The 17,301-nt window shown below is 57.6% G+C and carries 17 protein-coding genes; 6 read left to right on the forward strand and 11 right to left on the reverse strand.

Annotated elements, in window-relative coordinates; genetic code table 11:
- Positions 1-23: 23 nt before the first annotated feature.
- The 3 genes from recR to rmuC all read left to right on the forward strand — a co-directional run bounded on the left by recR (position 24) and on the right by rmuC (position 3,248).
- Complete coding sequence (gene recR, locus ACFCXQ_RS07820; RefSeq protein WP_379554592.1) at positions 24-632, forward strand: recombination mediator RecR; 609 nt, start codon at positions 24-26, stop codon at positions 630-632.
- Positions 633-795: 163 nt separating this feature from the next.
- Positions 796-1,359 carry a peptide deformylase gene (locus tag ACFCXQ_RS07825; protein ID WP_379549436.1) on the forward strand — a complete coding sequence of 188 codons (564 nt, stop codon included), beginning with the start codon at positions 796-798 and terminating at the stop codon, positions 1,357-1,359.
- Between the two features lie 446 nt (positions 1,360-1,805).
- On the forward strand, positions 1,806-3,248 hold the full coding sequence (gene rmuC / locus ACFCXQ_RS07830) for a DNA recombination protein RmuC (RefSeq protein WP_379549438.1): 1,443 nt from the start codon (positions 1,806-1,808) through the stop codon (positions 3,246-3,248).
- On the opposite strand, the gene ACFCXQ_RS07835 is transcribed toward rmuC, so the two are convergent.
- The 7 genes from ACFCXQ_RS07835 to ACFCXQ_RS07865 all read right to left on the reverse strand — a co-directional run bounded on the left by ACFCXQ_RS07835 (position 3,249) and on the right by ACFCXQ_RS07865 (position 8,647).
- The gene (locus ACFCXQ_RS07835) at positions 3,249-4,055 is read right to left on the reverse strand and encodes a TrmH family RNA methyltransferase (RefSeq protein ID WP_379549440.1); all 807 of its coding nucleotides are present in this window, start codon (positions 4,053-4,055) and stop codon (positions 3,249-3,251) included.
- A gap of 26 nt (positions 4,056-4,081) precedes the next feature.
- On the reverse strand, positions 4,082-4,360 hold the full coding sequence (locus ACFCXQ_RS07840; RefSeq protein ID WP_379549442.1) for an HPr family phosphocarrier protein: 279 nt from the start codon (positions 4,358-4,360) through the stop codon (positions 4,082-4,084).
- On the reverse strand, positions 4,357-4,785 hold the full coding sequence (locus ACFCXQ_RS07845) for a PTS sugar transporter subunit IIA (protein WP_379549444.1): 429 nt from the start codon (positions 4,783-4,785) through the stop codon (positions 4,357-4,359). The genes ACFCXQ_RS07840 and ACFCXQ_RS07845 overlap by 4 nt, the downstream gene beginning before the upstream one ends.
- Before the next feature lie 70 nt (positions 4,786-4,855).
- Positions 4,856-5,788 carry an RNase adapter RapZ gene (rapZ, locus tag ACFCXQ_RS07850; RefSeq protein WP_379549446.1) on the reverse strand — a complete coding sequence of 311 codons (933 nt, stop codon included), beginning with the start codon at positions 5,786-5,788 and terminating at the stop codon, positions 4,856-4,858.
- A 15-nt stretch (positions 5,789-5,803) separates the two neighbouring features.
- Complete coding sequence (locus ACFCXQ_RS07855; protein ID WP_379549447.1) at positions 5,804-6,223, reverse strand: HPr kinase/phosphorylase; 420 nt, start codon at positions 6,221-6,223, stop codon at positions 5,804-5,806.
- Between the two features lie 10 nt (positions 6,224-6,233).
- Entirely contained in the window at positions 6,234-7,844 is a 1,611-nt protein-coding gene (locus tag ACFCXQ_RS07860) for a sensor histidine kinase (RefSeq protein WP_379549449.1), read from the reverse strand.
- Positions 7,845-7,852: 8 nt separating this feature from the next.
- Positions 7,853-8,647 carry a response regulator transcription factor gene (locus tag ACFCXQ_RS07865; RefSeq protein ID WP_379549451.1) on the reverse strand — a complete coding sequence of 265 codons (795 nt, stop codon included), beginning with the start codon at positions 8,645-8,647 and terminating at the stop codon, positions 7,853-7,855.
- Between the two features lie 228 nt (positions 8,648-8,875).
- Between ACFCXQ_RS07865 and ACFCXQ_RS07870 the strand changes: the two genes are divergently transcribed.
- Together ACFCXQ_RS07870 and ACFCXQ_RS07875 are read left to right on the forward strand one after the other, a co-directional pair.
- Complete coding sequence (locus ACFCXQ_RS07870; protein ID WP_379549453.1) at positions 8,876-10,486, forward strand: phosphoenolpyruvate carboxykinase; 1,611 nt, start codon at positions 8,876-8,878, stop codon at positions 10,484-10,486.
- Positions 10,487-10,609: 123 nt separating this feature from the next.
- On the forward strand, positions 10,610-10,972 hold the full coding sequence (locus ACFCXQ_RS07875) for a hypothetical protein (RefSeq protein ID WP_379549455.1): 363 nt from the start codon (positions 10,610-10,612) through the stop codon (positions 10,970-10,972).
- A gap of 76 nt (positions 10,973-11,048) precedes the next feature.
- On the opposite strand, the gene ACFCXQ_RS07880 is transcribed toward ACFCXQ_RS07875, so the two are convergent.
- Positions 11,049-11,414: a DUF3597 domain-containing protein gene (locus tag ACFCXQ_RS07880; RefSeq protein WP_379549456.1), complete on the reverse strand. Its 366-nt coding sequence runs from the start codon at positions 11,412-11,414 to the stop codon at positions 11,049-11,051.
- Between the two features lie 139 nt (positions 11,415-11,553).
- Here ACFCXQ_RS07880 and ACFCXQ_RS07885 point away from each other — a divergent pair, with 139 nt between their 5' ends.
- Complete coding sequence (locus ACFCXQ_RS07885) at positions 11,554-12,051, forward strand: DUF937 domain-containing protein (protein WP_379549457.1); 498 nt, start codon at positions 11,554-11,556, stop codon at positions 12,049-12,051.
- A 6-nt stretch (positions 12,052-12,057) separates the two neighbouring features.
- On the opposite strand, the gene ACFCXQ_RS07890 is transcribed toward ACFCXQ_RS07885, so the two are convergent.
- From ACFCXQ_RS07890 to ACFCXQ_RS07900, 3 genes are all read right to left on the reverse strand, one after another.
- Positions 12,058-13,644 carry a hypothetical protein gene (locus ACFCXQ_RS07890; RefSeq protein ID WP_379549459.1) on the reverse strand — a complete coding sequence of 529 codons (1,587 nt, stop codon included), beginning with the start codon at positions 13,642-13,644 and terminating at the stop codon, positions 12,058-12,060.
- Positions 13,645-13,716: 72 nt separating this feature from the next.
- Complete coding sequence (locus tag ACFCXQ_RS07895) at positions 13,717-15,345, reverse strand: FAD-dependent oxidoreductase (RefSeq protein WP_379549461.1); 1,629 nt, start codon at positions 15,343-15,345, stop codon at positions 13,717-13,719.
- A 65-nt stretch (positions 15,346-15,410) separates the two neighbouring features.
- Positions 15,411-17,291, reverse strand: coding sequence for a DUF885 domain-containing protein (locus tag ACFCXQ_RS07900; RefSeq protein WP_379549463.1), 1,881 nt, complete (start codon positions 17,289-17,291; stop codon positions 15,411-15,413).
- Positions 17,292-17,301 lie beyond the last annotated feature (10 nt).

Here is a 17,301-nt window from a genome sequence, read left to right on the forward strand (position 1 = left end):
ACAAGCGCCCTATCTGTGCAGGCATGGCATCGCAAGAGATCGAAGCATTGGCATCTGCATTGTCGCGCCTGCCGGGATTGGGACCGCGCAGCGCGCGGCGCGCTGTGCTTTGGCTGGTCAAGCGGCGTGAGCAGGCTTTGCCGCAATTGCTTGATGCGCTGGAGGGCGTGCGCGATACGCTGGTCGAATGCGAGATTTGCGGGAATATCGACACGCGCAATCCGTGCGGTATCTGCGCCGATCCGCGCCGCGACACGAAATCAATCTGCGTGGTCGAGGATGTCTCTGATCTGTGGGCGCTGGACCGTGCGAAACTCTTCACCGGCACCTATCATGTGCTGGGTGGCAAGCTGTCTGCGCTTGATGGCGTGCGGCCAGAGGATCTCAATATTGCCAGCCTGATGGACCGGGTTGATCCTGGGGCCGGCGGCGGCGGCGTGGATGAGATTGTGCTGGCGATGAACGCGACGCTCGAAGGGCAGACGACTGCGCATTATCTGGCCGAGCGCCTTGAGGAATATCCAGTGCGCATCACCCAGCTTGCGCATGGCCTGCCCGTGGGCGGCGAGCTGGATTACCTCGATGAGGGCACTCTGGCGCAGGCGCTCAGGGCGCGGCGGCCAGTGGATTAGTTTTTATTTGCGCCTAGCCACCCGCTTCTTCCACCCTTCCGCCCGGATTGTTTACCGGTGGGATCCGGGCGGAAGGGTGGAGGGCGTGGGAGGCTCCGGACCACCTCATCAAAACAATACTCCAACGCTTGCGAGCTTACGCAGCAACCCCTAAATAGCCGCTATGGCTATTCGTGAAATTCTGGAAGCGCCGGATCCCCGGCTCAAAACTGTGTCTGTCCCTGTCGAACCAGGCGAGTTCAATGATGAGCTTAAAACGCTCGTCGATGATATGTTTGAGACGATGTATGATGCGCCCGGCATTGGGCTTGCGGCGATACAAGTCGGCGTCCCGAAGCGTGTTCTGGTGATCGACTTGCAGGAGCCTGATGAAGAGGCTGAGCCGGTCAAAGGCGAGGACGGTGTTGAGCGGCAACCAGCGAAAAGCGACCCGCGGATTTTCATTAATCCTGAAATTCTCGACCCAGCAGAAGAGTTGGTGACATATCAAGAAGGCTGCCTGTCAGTGCCGGATATCTTTGCCGATATAGATCGCCCCGCGACATGCCGCGTGCGGTATCAGGATTTGGACGGCAAGACGCATGAGGAAGCTCTCGGCGGGCTGATGGCGACATGTCTCCAGCATGAGATGGATCACCTTGAGGGCATTCTCTTCATCGATCACCTGTCGCGGTTGAAACGGCAAATGGCGCTGAAAAAGCTGAAGAAAATGCGCGAAGCGGCGTAAACAGGTTTTCCACATGAACTCATTGAGCTCTTGCGGTTCCGTTTTGTTCCGTCCACATTCCCGTTGTTCCGGCCATTGGGTGAGTCGGAATGCAGAGAGACGCTCTGCTGTTTGACGATGAACACGGAAACGGACCATTAACGTTCTTCACTAAAGCGTTGCCTTCTTCGGAATTAGCGCGCTGGCTGTGATAACTACCGTATCCACTGTCTAGATCGGAAAGCTTAGCCCCAAGCACGGGAGGGTGGCATGCGCCATCTCTTTTCTACGTGCTTGCTCAATGATGGTTTTCATTGGCTGCTTATTGCGGTCAATGGACAGATTCTGGATCAATCTCCTTGCGGCTTTATGCTTCAGGCAGATGCAGTGAAGGATTTCTACGACCGTTTTGGGCGTTTATAGCACCAGTCCACCGGCGAATGATCGTCGGTGGACATGGAGAGATGATGGACGGTTCACTTCTTCCCTTGATTGCACTCATTCTCGGCCTCGTTTTGGGCGCGGTTGCGGGCTGGTTTTTCGGTTCTCGCCCGGTTGAGGATTGGAAAGCACGCTATGTTGAACGTGACAATGCTGCGACGGACCGCGAGCATGAGTTTAAGCGGGCCATCAAAGAGCTTGGCGATGCGCAGATTGAGCTTGCGAGCGCCAAAGAGCGCGCGGGCCGGGCGGATGAGCTTGCGGGCCAACTCGACAAAGCACGCGAGGAGAATGCTGCGTTCAAGGCCGAGCGGGCCGGTTTTGAAGAACAGAAACGCCTGCTTACCTCCTCACAAGACAAGCTACTGAAAGAGTTTGAAAATACTGGCCAGAAAGTGCTGGGCGCGGCGCAAGAGCGGTTTCTGGCGCGGGCCGATGAACGCTTCAAACAATCCGAGGAGGCTGGCGAGCAGAAGATCAAGGCGCTGCTTAATCCAGTCGGTGAGCGGCTGGCCAAATACGAGCAGCAGGTCGAAACTCTAGAAAAGCAGCGGGTCGATGCCTTTGGCCACCTGACCGGGCTGATCCAGTCCATGCGTGAGGGACAGGAAGAGGTCCGGCGCGAAGCGCGGCGGCTCGGCAATTCGCTAACCAATGCGCCCAAAGCGCGCGGGCGTTGGGGGGAGCAGCAGCTTAAGAACCTGCTTGAACAGGTGGGCCTCGCTGAGCATACCGATTTTGAGCTGGAGCACTCGATTGAAACCGAGGAGGGGCGGCTGCGCCCCGATGCGATTGTGCGCATTCCCGGCGGCAAGGTGCTGGTGATCGACGCTAAGGTTTCACTCAACGCCTATCAGGAGGCGTTTGAGGCGGAGGAAGAGGAGGCGCGCGATGCGGCACTCACCAATCATGTCCGCTCCATGCGCAACCACGTTCAGCAGCTTTCGGCCAAGAGCTATCAGTCGCAATTTGAAGAAGCGCCTGACTATGTGGTGATGTTTGTGCCGGGTGAGCATTTTGTTGCTGCCGCGCTTGAGAGCGACCCGGCCCTATGGGACTTCGCGTTTGAGCGCCGCGTTCTGCTGGCGACACCGACCAATCTGGTGGCGATTGCACGCACGGTAGCGCAGGTTTGGCGGCAGGATGGGCTTGCGCGCGATGCGCAGGAAATCGGCCGTATGGGCGCGGAGCTTTACGAGCGGCTAAGCGTTGCAGCAGGGCATCTGAAGCGTGTTGGCGGCGGGCTCGAAAGCGCGGTCAACAATTACAACAAATTCGTCGGTTCGTTTGAGCGTAACGTGCTGTCCTCAGGCAAACGCTTGGCCGAGAAAGGTATTGAAATCGGCAAGCGCGAGATTGAGGACGTGCCGCTGGTCGAGACTGCACCGCGTTACAATGCAGAGGATGCGCCCGGGGAGAGCAGCGCCCTTGAGGATAAGAGCGATCCTAAAGGCGACGAAGCTGAGTAGTCAGCTCTCTAAACCTGCCAGCACTTCATAGGCCAGCACTGCGCCAGCAACGGCAGCGTTCAAGCTATCGGCGCGCCCGCGCATTGGCATGGTGACCCGCAAGTCGCACTCGGTCTCATAGATTTCCGGTAGACCTTGCGATTCGTTGCCGACCAAAATGAAACATGGAGCTTCGTAAGCCGCACCCCGATAAGGCACGGCATCGCGCAGGCTCGCTGCGACTAACTGGCCAGAACCACCGCGCAGCCATGGCAGAAACTCTTCCCAGCTTGCTTGCGCTATTTGCTGAGTGAAAACCGCACCCATGCTGGCGCGTACGGCCTCGACGCTGAATGGATCAGCGCAATCATCTATCAGGATGAGACCGCCAGCGCCCACCGCATCGCAAGTGCGCAGCATCGTGCCCAGATTGCCGGGGTCGCGCAGCGCTTGAGCAACTAGCCAGATCGGCACAGCCTCGCGGTCCAGCCCTCCAAGCGATGTGTCGAACTCGGCGAAAACCCCGGCCACGGCCTGTGCATTGTCTTTGCCCGTGATTTTGGAAAGGATGTCGGGCGAGGTTTCAATGATCTCGCCACCGCTCGCAGCGACTGCTTCTTCCAGCGCGCTCAGTAAAGCGTGGTCCTCGCGGCGATCAGACAGCACTAGCGTTTCGGGCAGCCGCCCACATTCGCGCGCATCGGTGAGCAGGCGCAGCCCCTCGGCAAGGAATTTGCCTTCGCGCTTGCGATGCTTTTTATCGCGCAGACGCCGGAGCGCTTTGACGGTCGGGTTGGAAAATCCGGTAATCTGACGACGTTCTGGCATAGGTGTCAGCTTCGCTAGCCTTAGCCTTAGGGTTCGCCAAATCCGTCTTCGATCATGATGGCAAGCTCGCTCATCACAGTGTCGGCTTCCGCTCCGCTGACGATCAATTCGACCTCGTCGCCGCGTGCTGCGCCCAGCATCATCAGGCCCAGAATCGAGCCGCCCGAGGCTTCATTGCCGCCCTTGGCAACCCGCACGTTCGTTTCTGATGTGATCTCAGCGACTGCGCCCACAAATTTCGCACTGGCGCGGGCATGAAGACCGCGTTCGTTCACGATTGTGAGGGTTCGCCTGAGCTCGCTCAAGAAGCTTTCTTTCGCTGTGTCGCCTCATTCTCGCCGAGAAATTCAGAAGCAACGGTGATGTAGTTGCGCCCAGCTTCCTGCGCGGCGTGAGCCGCTTCGGTCACGCTCATAGCTTTGCGTGCACCTGCTAGCCTGATGAGCATGGGGAGGTTTATCCCAGCAATTACCTCGATCCGGCCTGCATCGAGCAGCGAAATCGCCAGATTTGACGGTGTGCCGCCGAACAAGTCCGTTAGGATGATCGCGCCCGAGCCGACGTCCACATCGGTAATGGCGTCCGAAATCTCCTGGCGGCGCTGCTCCATATCGTCGCTTGGGCCGATACAAATTGCTGCGATCTTCTCTTGCGGGCCAACAACATGCTCCATCGCATCGATAAAATGCTGAGCAAGGTCACCGTGTGTGACAAGAATGATGCCGATCATACGATCCGATCCGTGTTGCAGTATTAACCTCTACGAAGGTGTGCGCCAATGAGCCTGACTACAGGATGAGTCAACCATTCCGAGGGGCCTGTCCCTCGATGGTATCGGTTGCAGGCGCGGACAAATTGCGATGCAGGACAGTGTGGTCATAACCTGCTTCGCTCAGAGCCTTGCCCATTGTTTCTGCTGAATAAACAGAGCGGTGCCGCCCGCCTGTGCAGCCGAAAGCAATGGTCAAATAGGCTCGGCCTTGCGCCGCGTATCGCGGGATAAGCGAGAGGATAAGATTTTTAATTCGTTCAAATTCAGGGCGAAATGCCGGGTCTTGTTCAATATGGGCAGCCACCGCTGGGTCGCGTCCGGTCTGCTCGCGCAGCTCCTCCACCCAATGCGGATTGTCGAGAAAGCGCATGTCGAAGACGAGGTCAGCCACCGGCGGCATGCCCCTAGCAAAGCCGAAACTGGTGACGGTGAGCGTCATGCCCTCAGGCTGAGCAATGGCGAATTTCTCGCGCATGGTCTGCTGCAATTGGTTGCTCGAAAAGGCGCTCGTGTCGATCACCATGCTCGCGGTCGCGCGCAGGGGTTCGAGTAATTCCCGCTCCGCTGTGATGCCCTCGCGCACTGGCCGTCCTTGCGCGAGCGGGTGCCGCCTGCGCGTCTCATTATATCGCCGTTCAATCTCGCTGCTGGCGCTGTCCAAAAACAGAATGTTGATATCGACATCGCGCTTCGCACTCAGTGTCTCAACCGTGCTCGCTAGCTTGGCCGGGATGAAGCCGCGTGTGCGCGCATCAATTCCGATTGCAACTGGCCCGATTGCCTCGTCCGAGTGGGCAAGAAGGCGCTTCAGCAAGCGCACTGGGAAATTATCGATCGTCTCCCAGCCGAGATCTTCCAGAACCTGCAATGCGGTGCTTTTGCCAGCGCCCGACATGCCGGTGACCAGCAAGACTTGCTGAACATCTTTGGCAGTAGAGGGAGAGGGCGAATCGGTGGGCATCTCCCCAACCTTGTGTCAGCTTAGACCGAAGCGGGAAAGCGCCCATTGTGCTCTGAGCGCCTGATTGGGATCGCCGGGCAGGAAGGGAAGCGATGGCAGCGATTGTCCGGCAATGGTTCGCATGACCGTTTCCGGCACGCGCGGACATGCATCAGCGAGCGTTAGCACCAGGCTGAGCGGTGCGGAAGCGACCGGATATTCGACCACGCCGACGCCGCGAATTTCGATTTTGCCGGTGATGCGCGGCGGCGGGTTTATCCAAAGCCGATCACCGCGTTTCTCGATGAGGACGCCGTCATCACCAACCAATGTTGCGCCGCGATCAATCAGGCTGAGCGCGAGGCTCGATTTACCGCTGCCCGGAGGCCCCTCGATGAGTAACCCGCGGCCCTCAATGCTGACGCATGTGACATTGGCGAGCAGTTTCTCCGTCATCGCGCTTCCGTCACCGAGAGGGTTTTGCCATCGGCAGGCCAAGCATAAGGCAAGCGCCGCTCGCCCCGTCTGCTCGCGCTGAGGCGGTCAACGTGCCGTAATGCGCCTCCGCTATTGATCGAGCGATTGCCAGACCAAGGCCTGAGTGCTGGCCAAAATCTTCGCTGTCGGGACGCAGTGAATGGAAGCGCTGAAACACTTGTTCATATCGGTCTGCGGCGATGCCTGGGCCCGAATCGCAAACGGAAATACTGATCCAGTCCTCGGAGCATTCCATCTCTATTTCGACCGCCGCGTCATCAGGCGAGAAGGACACCGCATTGTCGAGCAGGTTTGTTATGACTCGCTCTAGCCGCGAAGGTTCGCCCATAACCAGGCCATCACGCGCGCATGGTTCAAAATGAATTTCGTGCCCCTTGTTCTGTGCGCGGTCCTCTCGTGAGCCTATGATATTCGTGATGAGCGACTTCAGATCTACTTGCTCGAAGGTGGCGCGAGAGAGTTCTGCGTCAATGCGGCTGGCCTCGGAAATCTCCGTCACTAGCCGGTCAATGCGGCGAACATCGTGATTGGCAATCTCGAGCAATTGCGCCTTAAGTTTGGGATCGTCGACCTTGCCGAGCGATTCTGTGGCGCTACGCAGCGAAGCTAGCGGGTTCTTGATTTCATGAGCCACATCGGCGGCAAAGCTCTCAACCGCGTCAATGCGCATGCGCAATGCCTGTGTCATGTCTGAGGTGGCGCGGGCTAGCATGCCAATTTCATCGCGGCGATCAGGCAGCCGGGGAACCTCGACCTGCCGATCGCGGCCCTGCCGAACGCGCACAGCGGCCTGCACGAGCTGGCGGAGCGGGCGAACAATGGTCTGCGCCAGAAAGAGTGAGAGCAAGGTCGAAACCAGCAGTGCCAGAAGGAAAACGAGCGCAACGGTAGTGCGGGCCGATCGGACGCGCTCTGTAATGTCCACCGGGTTGCGCATGATGAGCAGAGTTTCGCCATCAAGGCCTACCGGCGCTGCTGCAGTGATCACATGGGTGCCATCGCTCGCATCGCGCAGCACGATTTGCGTAAGACTTTCCTCGCGCGCCCTTGCAAGTTCGGGCCAGGCGTCTGCCTGATCCGTCGTGGGTTCACGGTAGTCGGGAAGCGGCGGAGCGCCGACCAGCCGATCAAACAACCGGTCAAGTGTCAGCGCAAATTGGTCTTCCTCTGGGCTCCTCGCTGCTATCGAGAATGTCGGCGGAGCCAGTGTCCAGCTATCAGCTTCCAAAGTGCCTTCATCGTCATAGACCCGAATGCGCAGGCGCTGCTCTTTGCCGATTTGAATAAGCAGTGCTTCCTGGCGTTGATTGGTCGCACCCGCCAGCGCTTCGGCAGTGATTTGCGCCTCGACAAGCGCGAGCTTGAAGCGTTCATCGAGGAGCTGCTTGCGGTAGCTGTCCAGGTAGATAATCCCGCCGCCAAGCAGCACTAATGGCAAAATGTTGACGAACAAAATGCGACTGGTGAGCGATAGGCGCCGCGACCAGCGCCACCGCGCTTCGCCAGGGTCATCACGAAGAGCATTGGGCTCTTCTTTGCGGGTGCTACCCTGCGCTGGTTCCTCACGAGTGTTAGGCATCAGGGCGCTCAGCCATCGGTGAAGCAATATCCCGCGCCGTACAGCGTATCAATTGAGGCGAACTCAGGGTCTACAACGCGGAACTTGCGACGCATGCGTTTGATGTGGCTATCAACCGTTCGGTCATCAACGAAGACATCATCTGGGTAAGCTGCGTCCATCAATTGATTGCGGCTCTTGATCACGCCGGGACGTATTGCGAGTGCCTCAAGTATCAGAAACTCGGTCACGGTCAGCGTCACCGATTTGTCGCCCCATAGAACTGTGTGGCGTGCAGGGTCCATCGTTAGCCGTCCGCGCGTGACCGCTTCAGAACGTCGCGCATCGGATGCGCTTGAGCCGCTGTCTCCCTGCCAATTGTCGCCGCGCCGCAAGATTGCCCGGATACGCGCGAGCAGAAGGCGCAAGGAAAACGGCTTCGCGATGTAATCATCCGCACCCATCTCGAGGCCGGCTTCCTCGTCGCGTTCATCATCCTTACTGGTCAGGAAAATGACCGGGAGCGCCGATTGCAAGCGTAGCCGATGCAGCAATTCCATCCCGTCCATATGGGGCATTTTGATGTCGAAAACAGCCAAGTCAGGCGGGTTCTCAAGTAGAGCCTTCAGAGCAGCTTCGCCATCGGAATAGACGCGAGTGGCATAGCCTTCTGCCTGTAGGGCAATCGAGACGGTGGTGAGAATATTGCGATCATCATCGACCAGCGCGATCACGTTTTGACCGGCGGTGCTATCGCCAGTTTGCGAAGGGGTATCGTCGCTCACTTGGGTGCCTGAATTGCTATGATCGGGGCTCTCAGCCATAGTTTGTGCACTTATCTGCAATCCCAAAACAAAACAATGCAAGTCGTGCGACTCGCAAAATCTGTCCTTTTTCTCTACTGGCGATCGTAACAGGGTGGGAGAGCCTGTTCTATAATGATGTCGCTGTGGCCTATTCCATGGTGGCATTTTGACGTTCTTGCCGAGGGGCGAGGCGTCTTCGGGTTCTCTTGTCCGTTCGCAAAATGACGCATCGTTCCGGAGAGAATCGTGACCAATCCCCAATCTCAAACACTGGCACATTCGCTGGCTGATCAAGGCATCAGCACTAGCGCCACAATCCACGCCAATTTGCAATCAGACCAGCTAACCGAGCACGCGCTCGCCAACAATGAAGGCCGCCTTGCCAGGAACGGGCCTCTGGTGGTTCAGACGGGTAAGCACACCGGCCGCAGCGCGAATGACAAGTTCATCGTCCGTGATGGCGAGACCGAAGACACGGTTTGGTGGGACAATAACGCCTCCATGCAGCCTGCGCATTTTGCGGCGCTCAAGGAAGATTTCCTCGCGGCTGTGGGCGAGCGTGATACTCTCTATGTAGCGGATTTGTTTGGCGGATCTCAGCCCGAGCACCGGGTGAAGGTCCGCGTTATTAACGAGCTTGCGTGGCACAATCAGTTCATTCGCACGATGCTGGTCCGCCCAGAGGCAAGCGAACTTGAAGGCTTCGTTCCTGAATATACGATCATTGATCTGCCGAGCTTCAAGGCGGACCCAGCGCGCCATGGCACACGCAGCGAAACGGTGATTGCTGTGAACTTATCGGAAAAGCTGATCCTGATTGGCGGCACTCAATATGCCGGCGAGATGAAGAAGAGCGTGTTCGGCATTCTCAACTATCTGCTGCCGACCAAGGGCGTCATGCCGATGCACTGTTCGGCCAATATCGGCGCTGACGGCGCGAGCGCAGTGTTTTTCGGCCTATCCGGCACGGGCAAGACGACGCTGTCCGCCGATGCCAGCCGCACGCTGATCGGCGATGATGAGCATGGCTGGTCAGACACGGCAGTCTTCAATTTTGAAGGCGGGTGTTATGCTAAGATGATCCGCTTGTCCGAAGAGGCGGAGCCAGAAATCTACGCGACTACGCGCATGGCCGGAACCGTGCTTGAGAACGTCGTGATGGACGATGATGGAGAGATCGACCTCGATGATAACAGCCTCGCGGAGAATACTCGCGGTGCATATCCGCTGAGCTCAATTCCGAACACCAGCGCGGACAATATGGGCCCGCCGCCAAGCACAGTGATCATGCTGACCGCTGATGCCTTTGGCGTACTTCCTCCAATTGCGCGTCTGACCCCGGACGAGGCGATGTACCACTTCCTCTCCGGCTACACCGCCAAGGTTGCGGGCACTGAAATCGGTGTGACGGAACCGCAGGCGACCTTCTCTACATGTTTTGGTGCGCCCTTCATGCCGCGTCATCCAAGCGTGTATGGCAATCTTCTGAAAAAGCGGATTGCTGAAGGCGGGGCGCAGTGCTGGCTGGTGAACACTGGTTGGACTGGCGGCAAGTACGGCGTTGGCAACCGCATGCCGATCAAGGCAACGCGCGCTCTGCTTAACGCAGCGCTTGATGGCTCGCTGAACAATGCTGAATTCCGAAAGGATGAGAACTTCGGCTTTGATGTGCCGGTAAGCGTAGCAGGTGTTGATGACGGCATTCTCGACCCGCGCTCAACCTGGGCCGACAGCGAAGAATATGATCAGACGGCGCATAAGCTTGTGCAACTTTTCGTCGACAATTTTGAGCCATTTGCGGCCCATGTTGACCAGGGTGTGAGGGATGCAGCCCCTAGCAAGAGCGAAAACGCGTAAGGCCTGTTACAAGTCTTTACGGTGAATGACGTGAAACCCCCGCCCGGGCGACCGGAGCGGGGGTTCTTTTTTGCGCGCAATCAGGCATGATAGTCTTCGTACTTTGAAACGAGGAGATACATCATGAGCTTACTAGACGGTATTCTACAGCAGGTCGCCGGTTCCCCTGACACAGTCGCCAGCATTGCCGAAAAGGTCGGCATCGATCCTGCTATGGCTGAAAAAGCGGTCGCTGCACTGGGTCAATCGCATGCCGAAGAAGGCGATACGGTCGAACTGGCTGCGGAAAAAACTGGCCTTGATGCAGGCGCCCTGGGCGGCATTATGGAGCAGCTTGGCGGCGAAAATGCGCTTGGTCAGCTATCAGAAAAGATGGGAGGCGATTCCAAACTCGCGGGTCTTGCCAACATGCTTGACCGCGACGGTGATGGAAACCCGATCAATGATGTGATGGGCATGGCCAAAGGTCTATTCGGCAAGAACTAAGACCAATCAACCAATCAAAGAAAAGGGGCGCTGTGCAGACCGCACGGCGCCCCCTTTTTGTCTGGTGACCGGACAATCAGTCAGTCATTTCAGCAGGCACGGTGCCGCCATTCTTCGCGATTTCCTGCATTGTGGCCTTGTGCAGCCAGATGTTATCTTCCGCGCTGCCTTCGTAATCGGTGCGGCCCAGCTCCCCCGCCAGCTCTTTGCGGTTGGCATAACTTGGGTCGAGCCCAAGTAGCTTGAACAAATCGACAATTGAAGTCTGCCAGTTGAGGTTATCAGCGCCAGGCTTTGCAGAAAGGCGGGCAACCACGTCTACGCCAGACACTGGCGTTGGCGCGGCAGGCGTCGCAGCGGCAGGCGCTGCTGCTGCTTCGGCTTTCTTATCGTCTTCGTCGCTGCCGAAGATCGCGTTTTTGATGCTTGAAAAAATTCCCATGAGGTCCCTCCTAGTGGTGATGCGGTGAGTTAAGAATCGCCGCACCTGCGATATTTTACTTGTTTATACCACCTTGGCACCCCCAATGATGTAACATCAATTCAAATTTTGAATTTCACGACCATGGGAGGATCGGACAATGAACCTAGGACAGATGCTAAACCAGAGCGGAGCAATTGGCAGCATTGCACAAGAGCTCGGCGTTGATGAGGGCGTGGCCCGCACGGCAGCTGGCGCTTTGCTTCCAGCAATTGTTGCAGGCATGGGCCGTAGCGCAACGGGCGGCGGGGGAGGCGATCCGCTTGGCGGGCTCGGCGGTTTGGCGGGCGCGATCCTTGGCGGCGGCGGAGGCGGCCTGCTGGAATCGGTGCTCGCGCCCAAGCCTACTCCAACACAGCAAGGCAATGATATTCTCGGAAGCATCTTTGGCAGCAAGGATGTGAGCCGCTCGGTCGCGGGCGAGGTCGCCGGGATCACTGGCCTTGATGAAGGCATGATCAAAAAGATGTTGCCTCTGCTCGCAATGGCAGTGGCGGGCTATTTGGCGAAAGGCGCCGGTGGCGGTGCTGGCGGTCAAGCGGGTGGAAGCCCACTCGGCGGCATCCTCGGCTCGATTATCGGCGGTCTCGCGCGCTAGCTTGAGCTAGTCTGCGCCTGAGTCCTCGTCGCCATTATCAGGGTCGGGTACCACCACTCGCACTAGCGGAACCGCCCTTTCCGGCATTCGAAATGCCTCACCCTCGGTTGCATCAGCCATCGCTGTGATGAGATTTTGCGCATGCTCTGCGCGTTTGCCGCCATGCGGATTGGCGGCGACCGGCTTTAGTGTGTGTGTCGCCAGCGCGATCTTGCCTTCCATCGCCTGCATAAAGGCAGCTTGCATCGCCAGATTATGGTCAAAAGGCGCAAGTTGAGAGGCCCGCTCCAGCGCATGTCTAGCATTTTCCGGAGGCGTTTTGCCGCGTTCAGTATAGCTGCGGTAATAGTAGATTAGCGGCAATGGATGGTCGTTTTCCAGCCTATTGAGCTCCGAAAATGCCGCCATTGCACGGCCAAACGCTGCGTCTTGATCAGCTGTTTCAGCATCTCCAGCGATGCGGAAAAGGGCATATCCCTTTTGCACATGCGCGTTCGTGCGGGTGGGGTCAGCGGCCAATGCGCGGTCTGCTGCCGCGATTGCTTCTGCATTGTTGCCCGCATCAAACTCTGCCTCTGCCAAGACGGTCTGCGCACCCGGATCATTCGGGTAATAGGCCGCAATCTCTCGCGCTTCGATCAGCAGTTCTTCCGCCTGTTCGCGGTTGACACCGCGCTGCGAACGGATCCGCACGTCCATCATCTCTGCCTCGCCCCTTGGCAATTCGCGCAAAGAGACTGGCCCGATAGAAATCCTGTCCGGGGTCAGATCGAAGGTGAACATGCGGCGTTGACGCAGATAAGCGCGCAGGTTTGTTTGGAGCTTGCCGATCTCGCCAAATGCCTCAGCCGCGGCCTGAGGCGACGGCGTGCCATTGATTAGCGCAATCTGGTAAGCGTTTAACTGGCCTGACCGTTCCGGGGTAAATGTCAGATAATGATAGAGCAGCCAGCTTTGCGCATAAAACGCATCGTAGCGCCTGCCTTTGTTCTTCTCGTAAAGCTCCTCGTCGAACAGCTCCTTCACGCTAACCTTGTCGGCATAATCGAAATCATTTGCGCGGTGCAGAGCTGGGCGTCCGATCAATACGCCTCCGTCGGACTTAAAAGTTGTCGCCGCGAAAAACTCGGCTGCTCCTTCGTTTAACCAGCGCGGCATTCCGTAGGGGGTGGAGGACATGAGGAAGTGGTGCGCATATTCGTGAAGCAAGATGACCGTTGAGAAATCGGGATAACCGCTCTTAAACCTGATATCCTGAACAAAGGCGATCGAACCGCTCGCGCGCGGGATATAAAAACCAGCAACCCGGCGGTTGTTGCCGCCTGCTAACCGGCGGACCTCGCGTTGGTTGCCCACCACAAAGATAGTCACACGGTTAGAGGGACTTGGCTTTGCTAAGTCACGCCCTGTCAAAAACTCCATCGCAGAATGATACCGCTCCAGATTCTCCGCGAACCGTCGGATATCCTTTTCACTATCGTCAGCATAAATGACGAAATGATCGCTGGATGCCTCATACCATTTGGCATGCGTTGGTGACGAAATGCCTCCCCCCATTGCCAAGGCAAGAAGTAATGCAGTCCAGAATTTCATGAGCGCCCCTGTTTTATCCCGGGGCTATATTCATCAAAACCAGTTAATGATGCAAGAACTCGGTTGAGTTTCCTAGTCGGCAGTCTTTGTTTTGGACAATTCGACGTGGTCCCAGATACGGCTGACCACGACCGACCCTTCGCCAACTGCGCTGGCAACGCGCTTGACCGAGCCCGAGCGAACATCGCCGACGGCGTAAATGCCGTCTGTGCTGGTTTCAAACGGGGTTGGCCGGTTAACTTCGGCGCCAGTTATAACGAACCCGCGGTCATCTGTGTCGACGAGGCCAGATAGCCAACCCGTGTTTGGAGCTGCGCCGATCATGATGAATAGAGCGGAGGTGTCGACGCGCGTGTCACCCTCTGGCGTCGTAAAGGTGACTGCCTCCAATCCGTTGCCACCATGGAGAGCCGTGACCGTAGTGCCATAGTGGATGGTAACGGCAGGGTCAGCCTCCAGCCTGCTGGTCAAATAGCTCGACATGGATGCCGCGAGGGAATCGCTGCGCACGACGATATGAACATGCTTGGCGGTGCGGCTCAGATACATCGCTGCCTGACCAGCGGAGTTGCCGCCGCCGATCACTACTGCTTCGGTATTACGGCAAAAGCGGGCTTCCATATCCGTGGCAGCATAAAACACCCCCGCGCCTTCAAACTCTTCAAGCCTGTCGAGCGGAAGACGACGATACTGCACTCCGGTCGCGACCAGGATTGCGCGGGCGCAAACCTCATCGCCATCATCCAGGGTGACGCAGAACGTCCGGTCACTGCGGCGCTCCACATCTTGCGCCCGGCGCGGCATGGCAAAACGGGTGCCGAATTTGAGAGCCTGTATCTGGCCGCGATAAACCAGATCAGCGCCGCTGATCCCGGTTGGGAAACCCATGTAGTTTTCGATCCGGCTGCTGGTGCCAGCCTGCCCGCCGATTGCGGTGTCTTCTACTACGAGAGCGGACAATCCCTCGGCCCCGCAATAAACCGCTGCGGCTACGCCTGCTGGACCACCGCCCACAATGAGCACATCGACCATGGTATTTTCGCCAACGTCGAGGTCGAGATTCAGATATTGCGCTATTTTTCGCGGCGAAGGATCATCCAAGACATGCTCGCGGTCGAGGATGACCGAGGGAGCATGATCGGTAAGAGTGCAGACCTCTACGGTCTCGCTGTCACTGCCATCGAGGTCATAGCTCTGAAAGGGAATGCGATTGCGGCTCAGGAAACGCTCAACGCTTTGCACAGCAGGATCGCGGTCCGCCCCGATCAGTTTGACTGAGCTGTTCTTCAGCTCAAATTGCCGTCTGCGCCGGGCAGCAAACACCGATATGACATGGTCAGAAAGCTCGGGAACGCGGGACATGAGATCAAGCATATCGAGGCGCGGTACTTCGAGCGTGCGAGTCGCTTTCGCTGCTCGCATGGGTAGAAAGTAGTTTCCTGCGTTGAGGAACGCGATCTCGCCAGCAAACTGTTTTGGTCCAAGAGCATGTTCGAATAAGCGCTCCTGCGAATAGGGATCGACGATTTCAATCTCGCCGCCGAGCAGGTAGATGAAGCGGTCCATTGGCTCGCCCACTTCAGCGACCATGTCGCCCGCTGCGTAATCATGCTCAGTCGCGATTTCACGGATCGCAGCGACATGGCCCTCCGAAAGCGGCACGCGCCGCATCGTATCGAGATCTTCGGCTAGCTGTTCCAATGCGCTGCTCCCATTTGTTCACTCAATTATGAAACCGGCGAACAGCGAAAAGTATCCAAACCTATTCACCTAGCGCGAGTACTATCGATATACCGCTCCACATTGCGGGCCATCACATCTAGCGGCGCATTGCCGCCCAATATGACCGCATCATTAAACGCTTTCATGTCGTAAGCATCGCCAAGCGCGGCCTCCGCACGGCTGCGTTGCCGCACGATCTCGCTATGGCCGAGCTTATATCCGGTCGCTTGGCCTGGCCAGCTGCAATAGCGGTCAACTTCGCTGGCGACTTCTTCGTATTTGCTGCCATTGCGCTCCACGAAGAAATTGCGCGCGCGCTCTCGGCTCCAGCCCTTAGAATGAAGCCCTGTATCGACCACCATGCGGCAAGCGCGGAATGCGAGGCTTTGCAGATAACCAAGTCGCCCGACCTTGAAGTCGTCATATGCGCCCAGCTCATCTGCCAATTGCTCACCATATAGCGCCCAGCCTTCGCTGAACGGATTGAAAGCAAGTATTGAGCGGATCAGCGGCAGGCGATTGGAATATTCGCCCTCCCAAACATGACCCGGGATTGCCTCGTGGAAGGTGAGATCTGCAAGATCATATTTGCGGTGAAGATCGGTTGTACGAAGGTTGATCCAGAAGCGCCCTGGGATTGTACCATCTTTACTGCCCGCGCCGCCATAAGCGCCCGGTGCACCGGGTTCTTCAGCCAACGGCAAACGGCGAACTTCCAGATTGGGATCGACCAGCGTATTGAACGCGCGCGGCATCTGCGCTTTGATCCACTCGATCCGCTCTTCGATAAATGCGAATATCTCTTTGCGGCCCTCATCTCCCTCGGCGAATTTGTAGCGCGGGTCTTGACTGAGGCCTTGCATCCGCTCGCCAACAGAGCCCTTGGTATAGCCGATCTCGCGCAGGATCGGGTCCATCCGTCCGTGCAGCTCTTCTAGCTCGGCAAGGCCCTGCTGGTGAATGTCATCTGCTGAGAGGTTGGTGGTGGTGCTGGAGCGCAGCGCCCATGCATACCACTCTTCGCCATGGGGGCGCTCGCGCATACCGGGATCGCTGGCGGCGACGGCGCGCTGCTTGCGCAATTCCTCAAGCTGTTTCTCAAGCGCTGGGACGATGTCACCCGTTACAATGCCATAGGCATATTCGCCCTTTTCGCCGAGCGCATCCTCTCCCATATTCTCAATTATGCGGCGGGTTAGCGAGCCAACCAGAGCGCCGCCTGTGCGCATATCGGCCAGGCTCGTTTCAATCTGAGCAATGGCCTTGTCGATCAGAAAGTCTGGCGGGACCAGCCCCATTCCGCGCGCGGCGCGCATCTTTTCTGTTTCTCCCTCGAGCACTTGGGGCACCTGAGAAAGACGATTGAGATAGTGATAGATATCATCACTGTCGTTCAGCGGATGCGTTGCGTCCATGAAGCGGGGCAGATCGAGATAGCTGCCGACGTTCTGGATGACGACGTAAGGCGCAGTGCGCCAGCTACCGACTGGCGTGTCGCCATAAGGTAGGGCAAAGCCGGCGAGTGCGATGTCATAACCGCTTTCCACGACATCAAGGCTTGTTGCGGTTTCCGCGTCTAGTCCGTCGCGCGGATAGGCACGAACAAGGGCAAGGTCCGCTTTTAATTGGGCGGCATAGGCGTCTTGTCCAGCCTGACTCTTATCTTCCAGCTGTCCGCGTAATTCAGCATAGCGCCCCGTATCAACGCCAAGACTGGTCGCACGCTCCGGCTCATGCTCAAGCAGGCTATACCCCACACCTTCTAGCAGGCGTTCAGCGCCAATTTGCATAGCTTGAGCGACACCTTCAGGGCGCGGGCCTGATAAAGCGGAGCCAGTCGCACATCCGCTGAGACTTAGGGCTGTAGTCGCGCTCAGACCGGCAAGGGCTTGGCGGCGGGTAATCGAATAGGTGTTGTCACTCATGCGAGATCAC

Origin of the sequence: Qipengyuania rhodophyticola (assembly GCF_042493225.1) — a bacterium.
Taxonomy (GTDB): domain Bacteria; phylum Pseudomonadota; class Alphaproteobacteria; order Sphingomonadales; family Sphingomonadaceae; genus Erythrobacter.

Excerpts from the sequence above, each read along its gene's own strand:
- ACFCXQ_RS07860 (WP_379549449.1), bottom strand. The coding sequence starts at position 7,844 with ATGCCTAACACTCGTGAGGAACCAGCGCAGGGTAGCACCCGCAAAGAA.
- ACFCXQ_RS07855 (WP_379549447.1), bottom strand. The coding sequence starts at position 6,223 with ATGACGGAGAAACTGCTCGCCAATGTCACATGCGTCAGCATTGAGGGC.
- ACFCXQ_RS07890 (WP_379549459.1), bottom strand. The coding sequence starts at position 13,644 with ATGAAATTCTGGACTGCATTACTTCTTGCCTTGGCAATGGGGGGAGGC.
- rapZ (WP_379549446.1), bottom strand. The coding sequence starts at position 5,788 with ATGCCCACCGATTCGCCCTCTCCCTCTACTGCCAAAGATGTTCAGCAA.
- ACFCXQ_RS07885 (WP_379549457.1), top strand. The coding sequence starts at position 11,554 with ATGAACCTAGGACAGATGCTAAACCAGAGCGGAGCAATTGGCAGCATT.
- ACFCXQ_RS07875 (WP_379549455.1), top strand. The coding sequence starts at position 10,610 with ATGAGCTTACTAGACGGTATTCTACAGCAGGTCGCCGGTTCCCCTGAC.
- ACFCXQ_RS07880 (WP_379549456.1), bottom strand. The coding sequence starts at position 11,414 with ATGGGAATTTTTTCAAGCATCAAAAACGCGATCTTCGGCAGCGACGAA.
- ACFCXQ_RS07835 (WP_379549440.1), bottom strand. The coding sequence starts at position 4,055 with ATGCCAGAACGTCGTCAGATTACCGGATTTTCCAACCCGACCGTCAAA.
- ACFCXQ_RS07900 (WP_379549463.1), bottom strand. The coding sequence starts at position 17,291 with ATGAGTGACAACACCTATTCGATTACCCGCCGCCAAGCCCTTGCCGGT.
- recR (WP_379554592.1), top strand. The coding sequence starts at position 24 with ATGGCATCGCAAGAGATCGAAGCATTGGCATCTGCATTGTCGCGCCTG.
- rmuC (WP_379549438.1), top strand. The coding sequence starts at position 1,806 with ATGGACGGTTCACTTCTTCCCTTGATTGCACTCATTCTCGGCCTCGTT.
- ACFCXQ_RS07825 (WP_379549436.1), top strand. The coding sequence starts at position 796 with ATGGCTATTCGTGAAATTCTGGAAGCGCCGGATCCCCGGCTCAAAACT.
- ACFCXQ_RS07865 (WP_379549451.1), bottom strand. The coding sequence starts at position 8,647 with ATGGCTGAGAGCCCCGATCATAGCAATTCAGGCACCCAAGTGAGCGAC.
- ACFCXQ_RS07845 (WP_379549444.1), bottom strand. The coding sequence starts at position 4,785 with ATGATCGGCATCATTCTTGTCACACACGGTGACCTTGCTCAGCATTTT.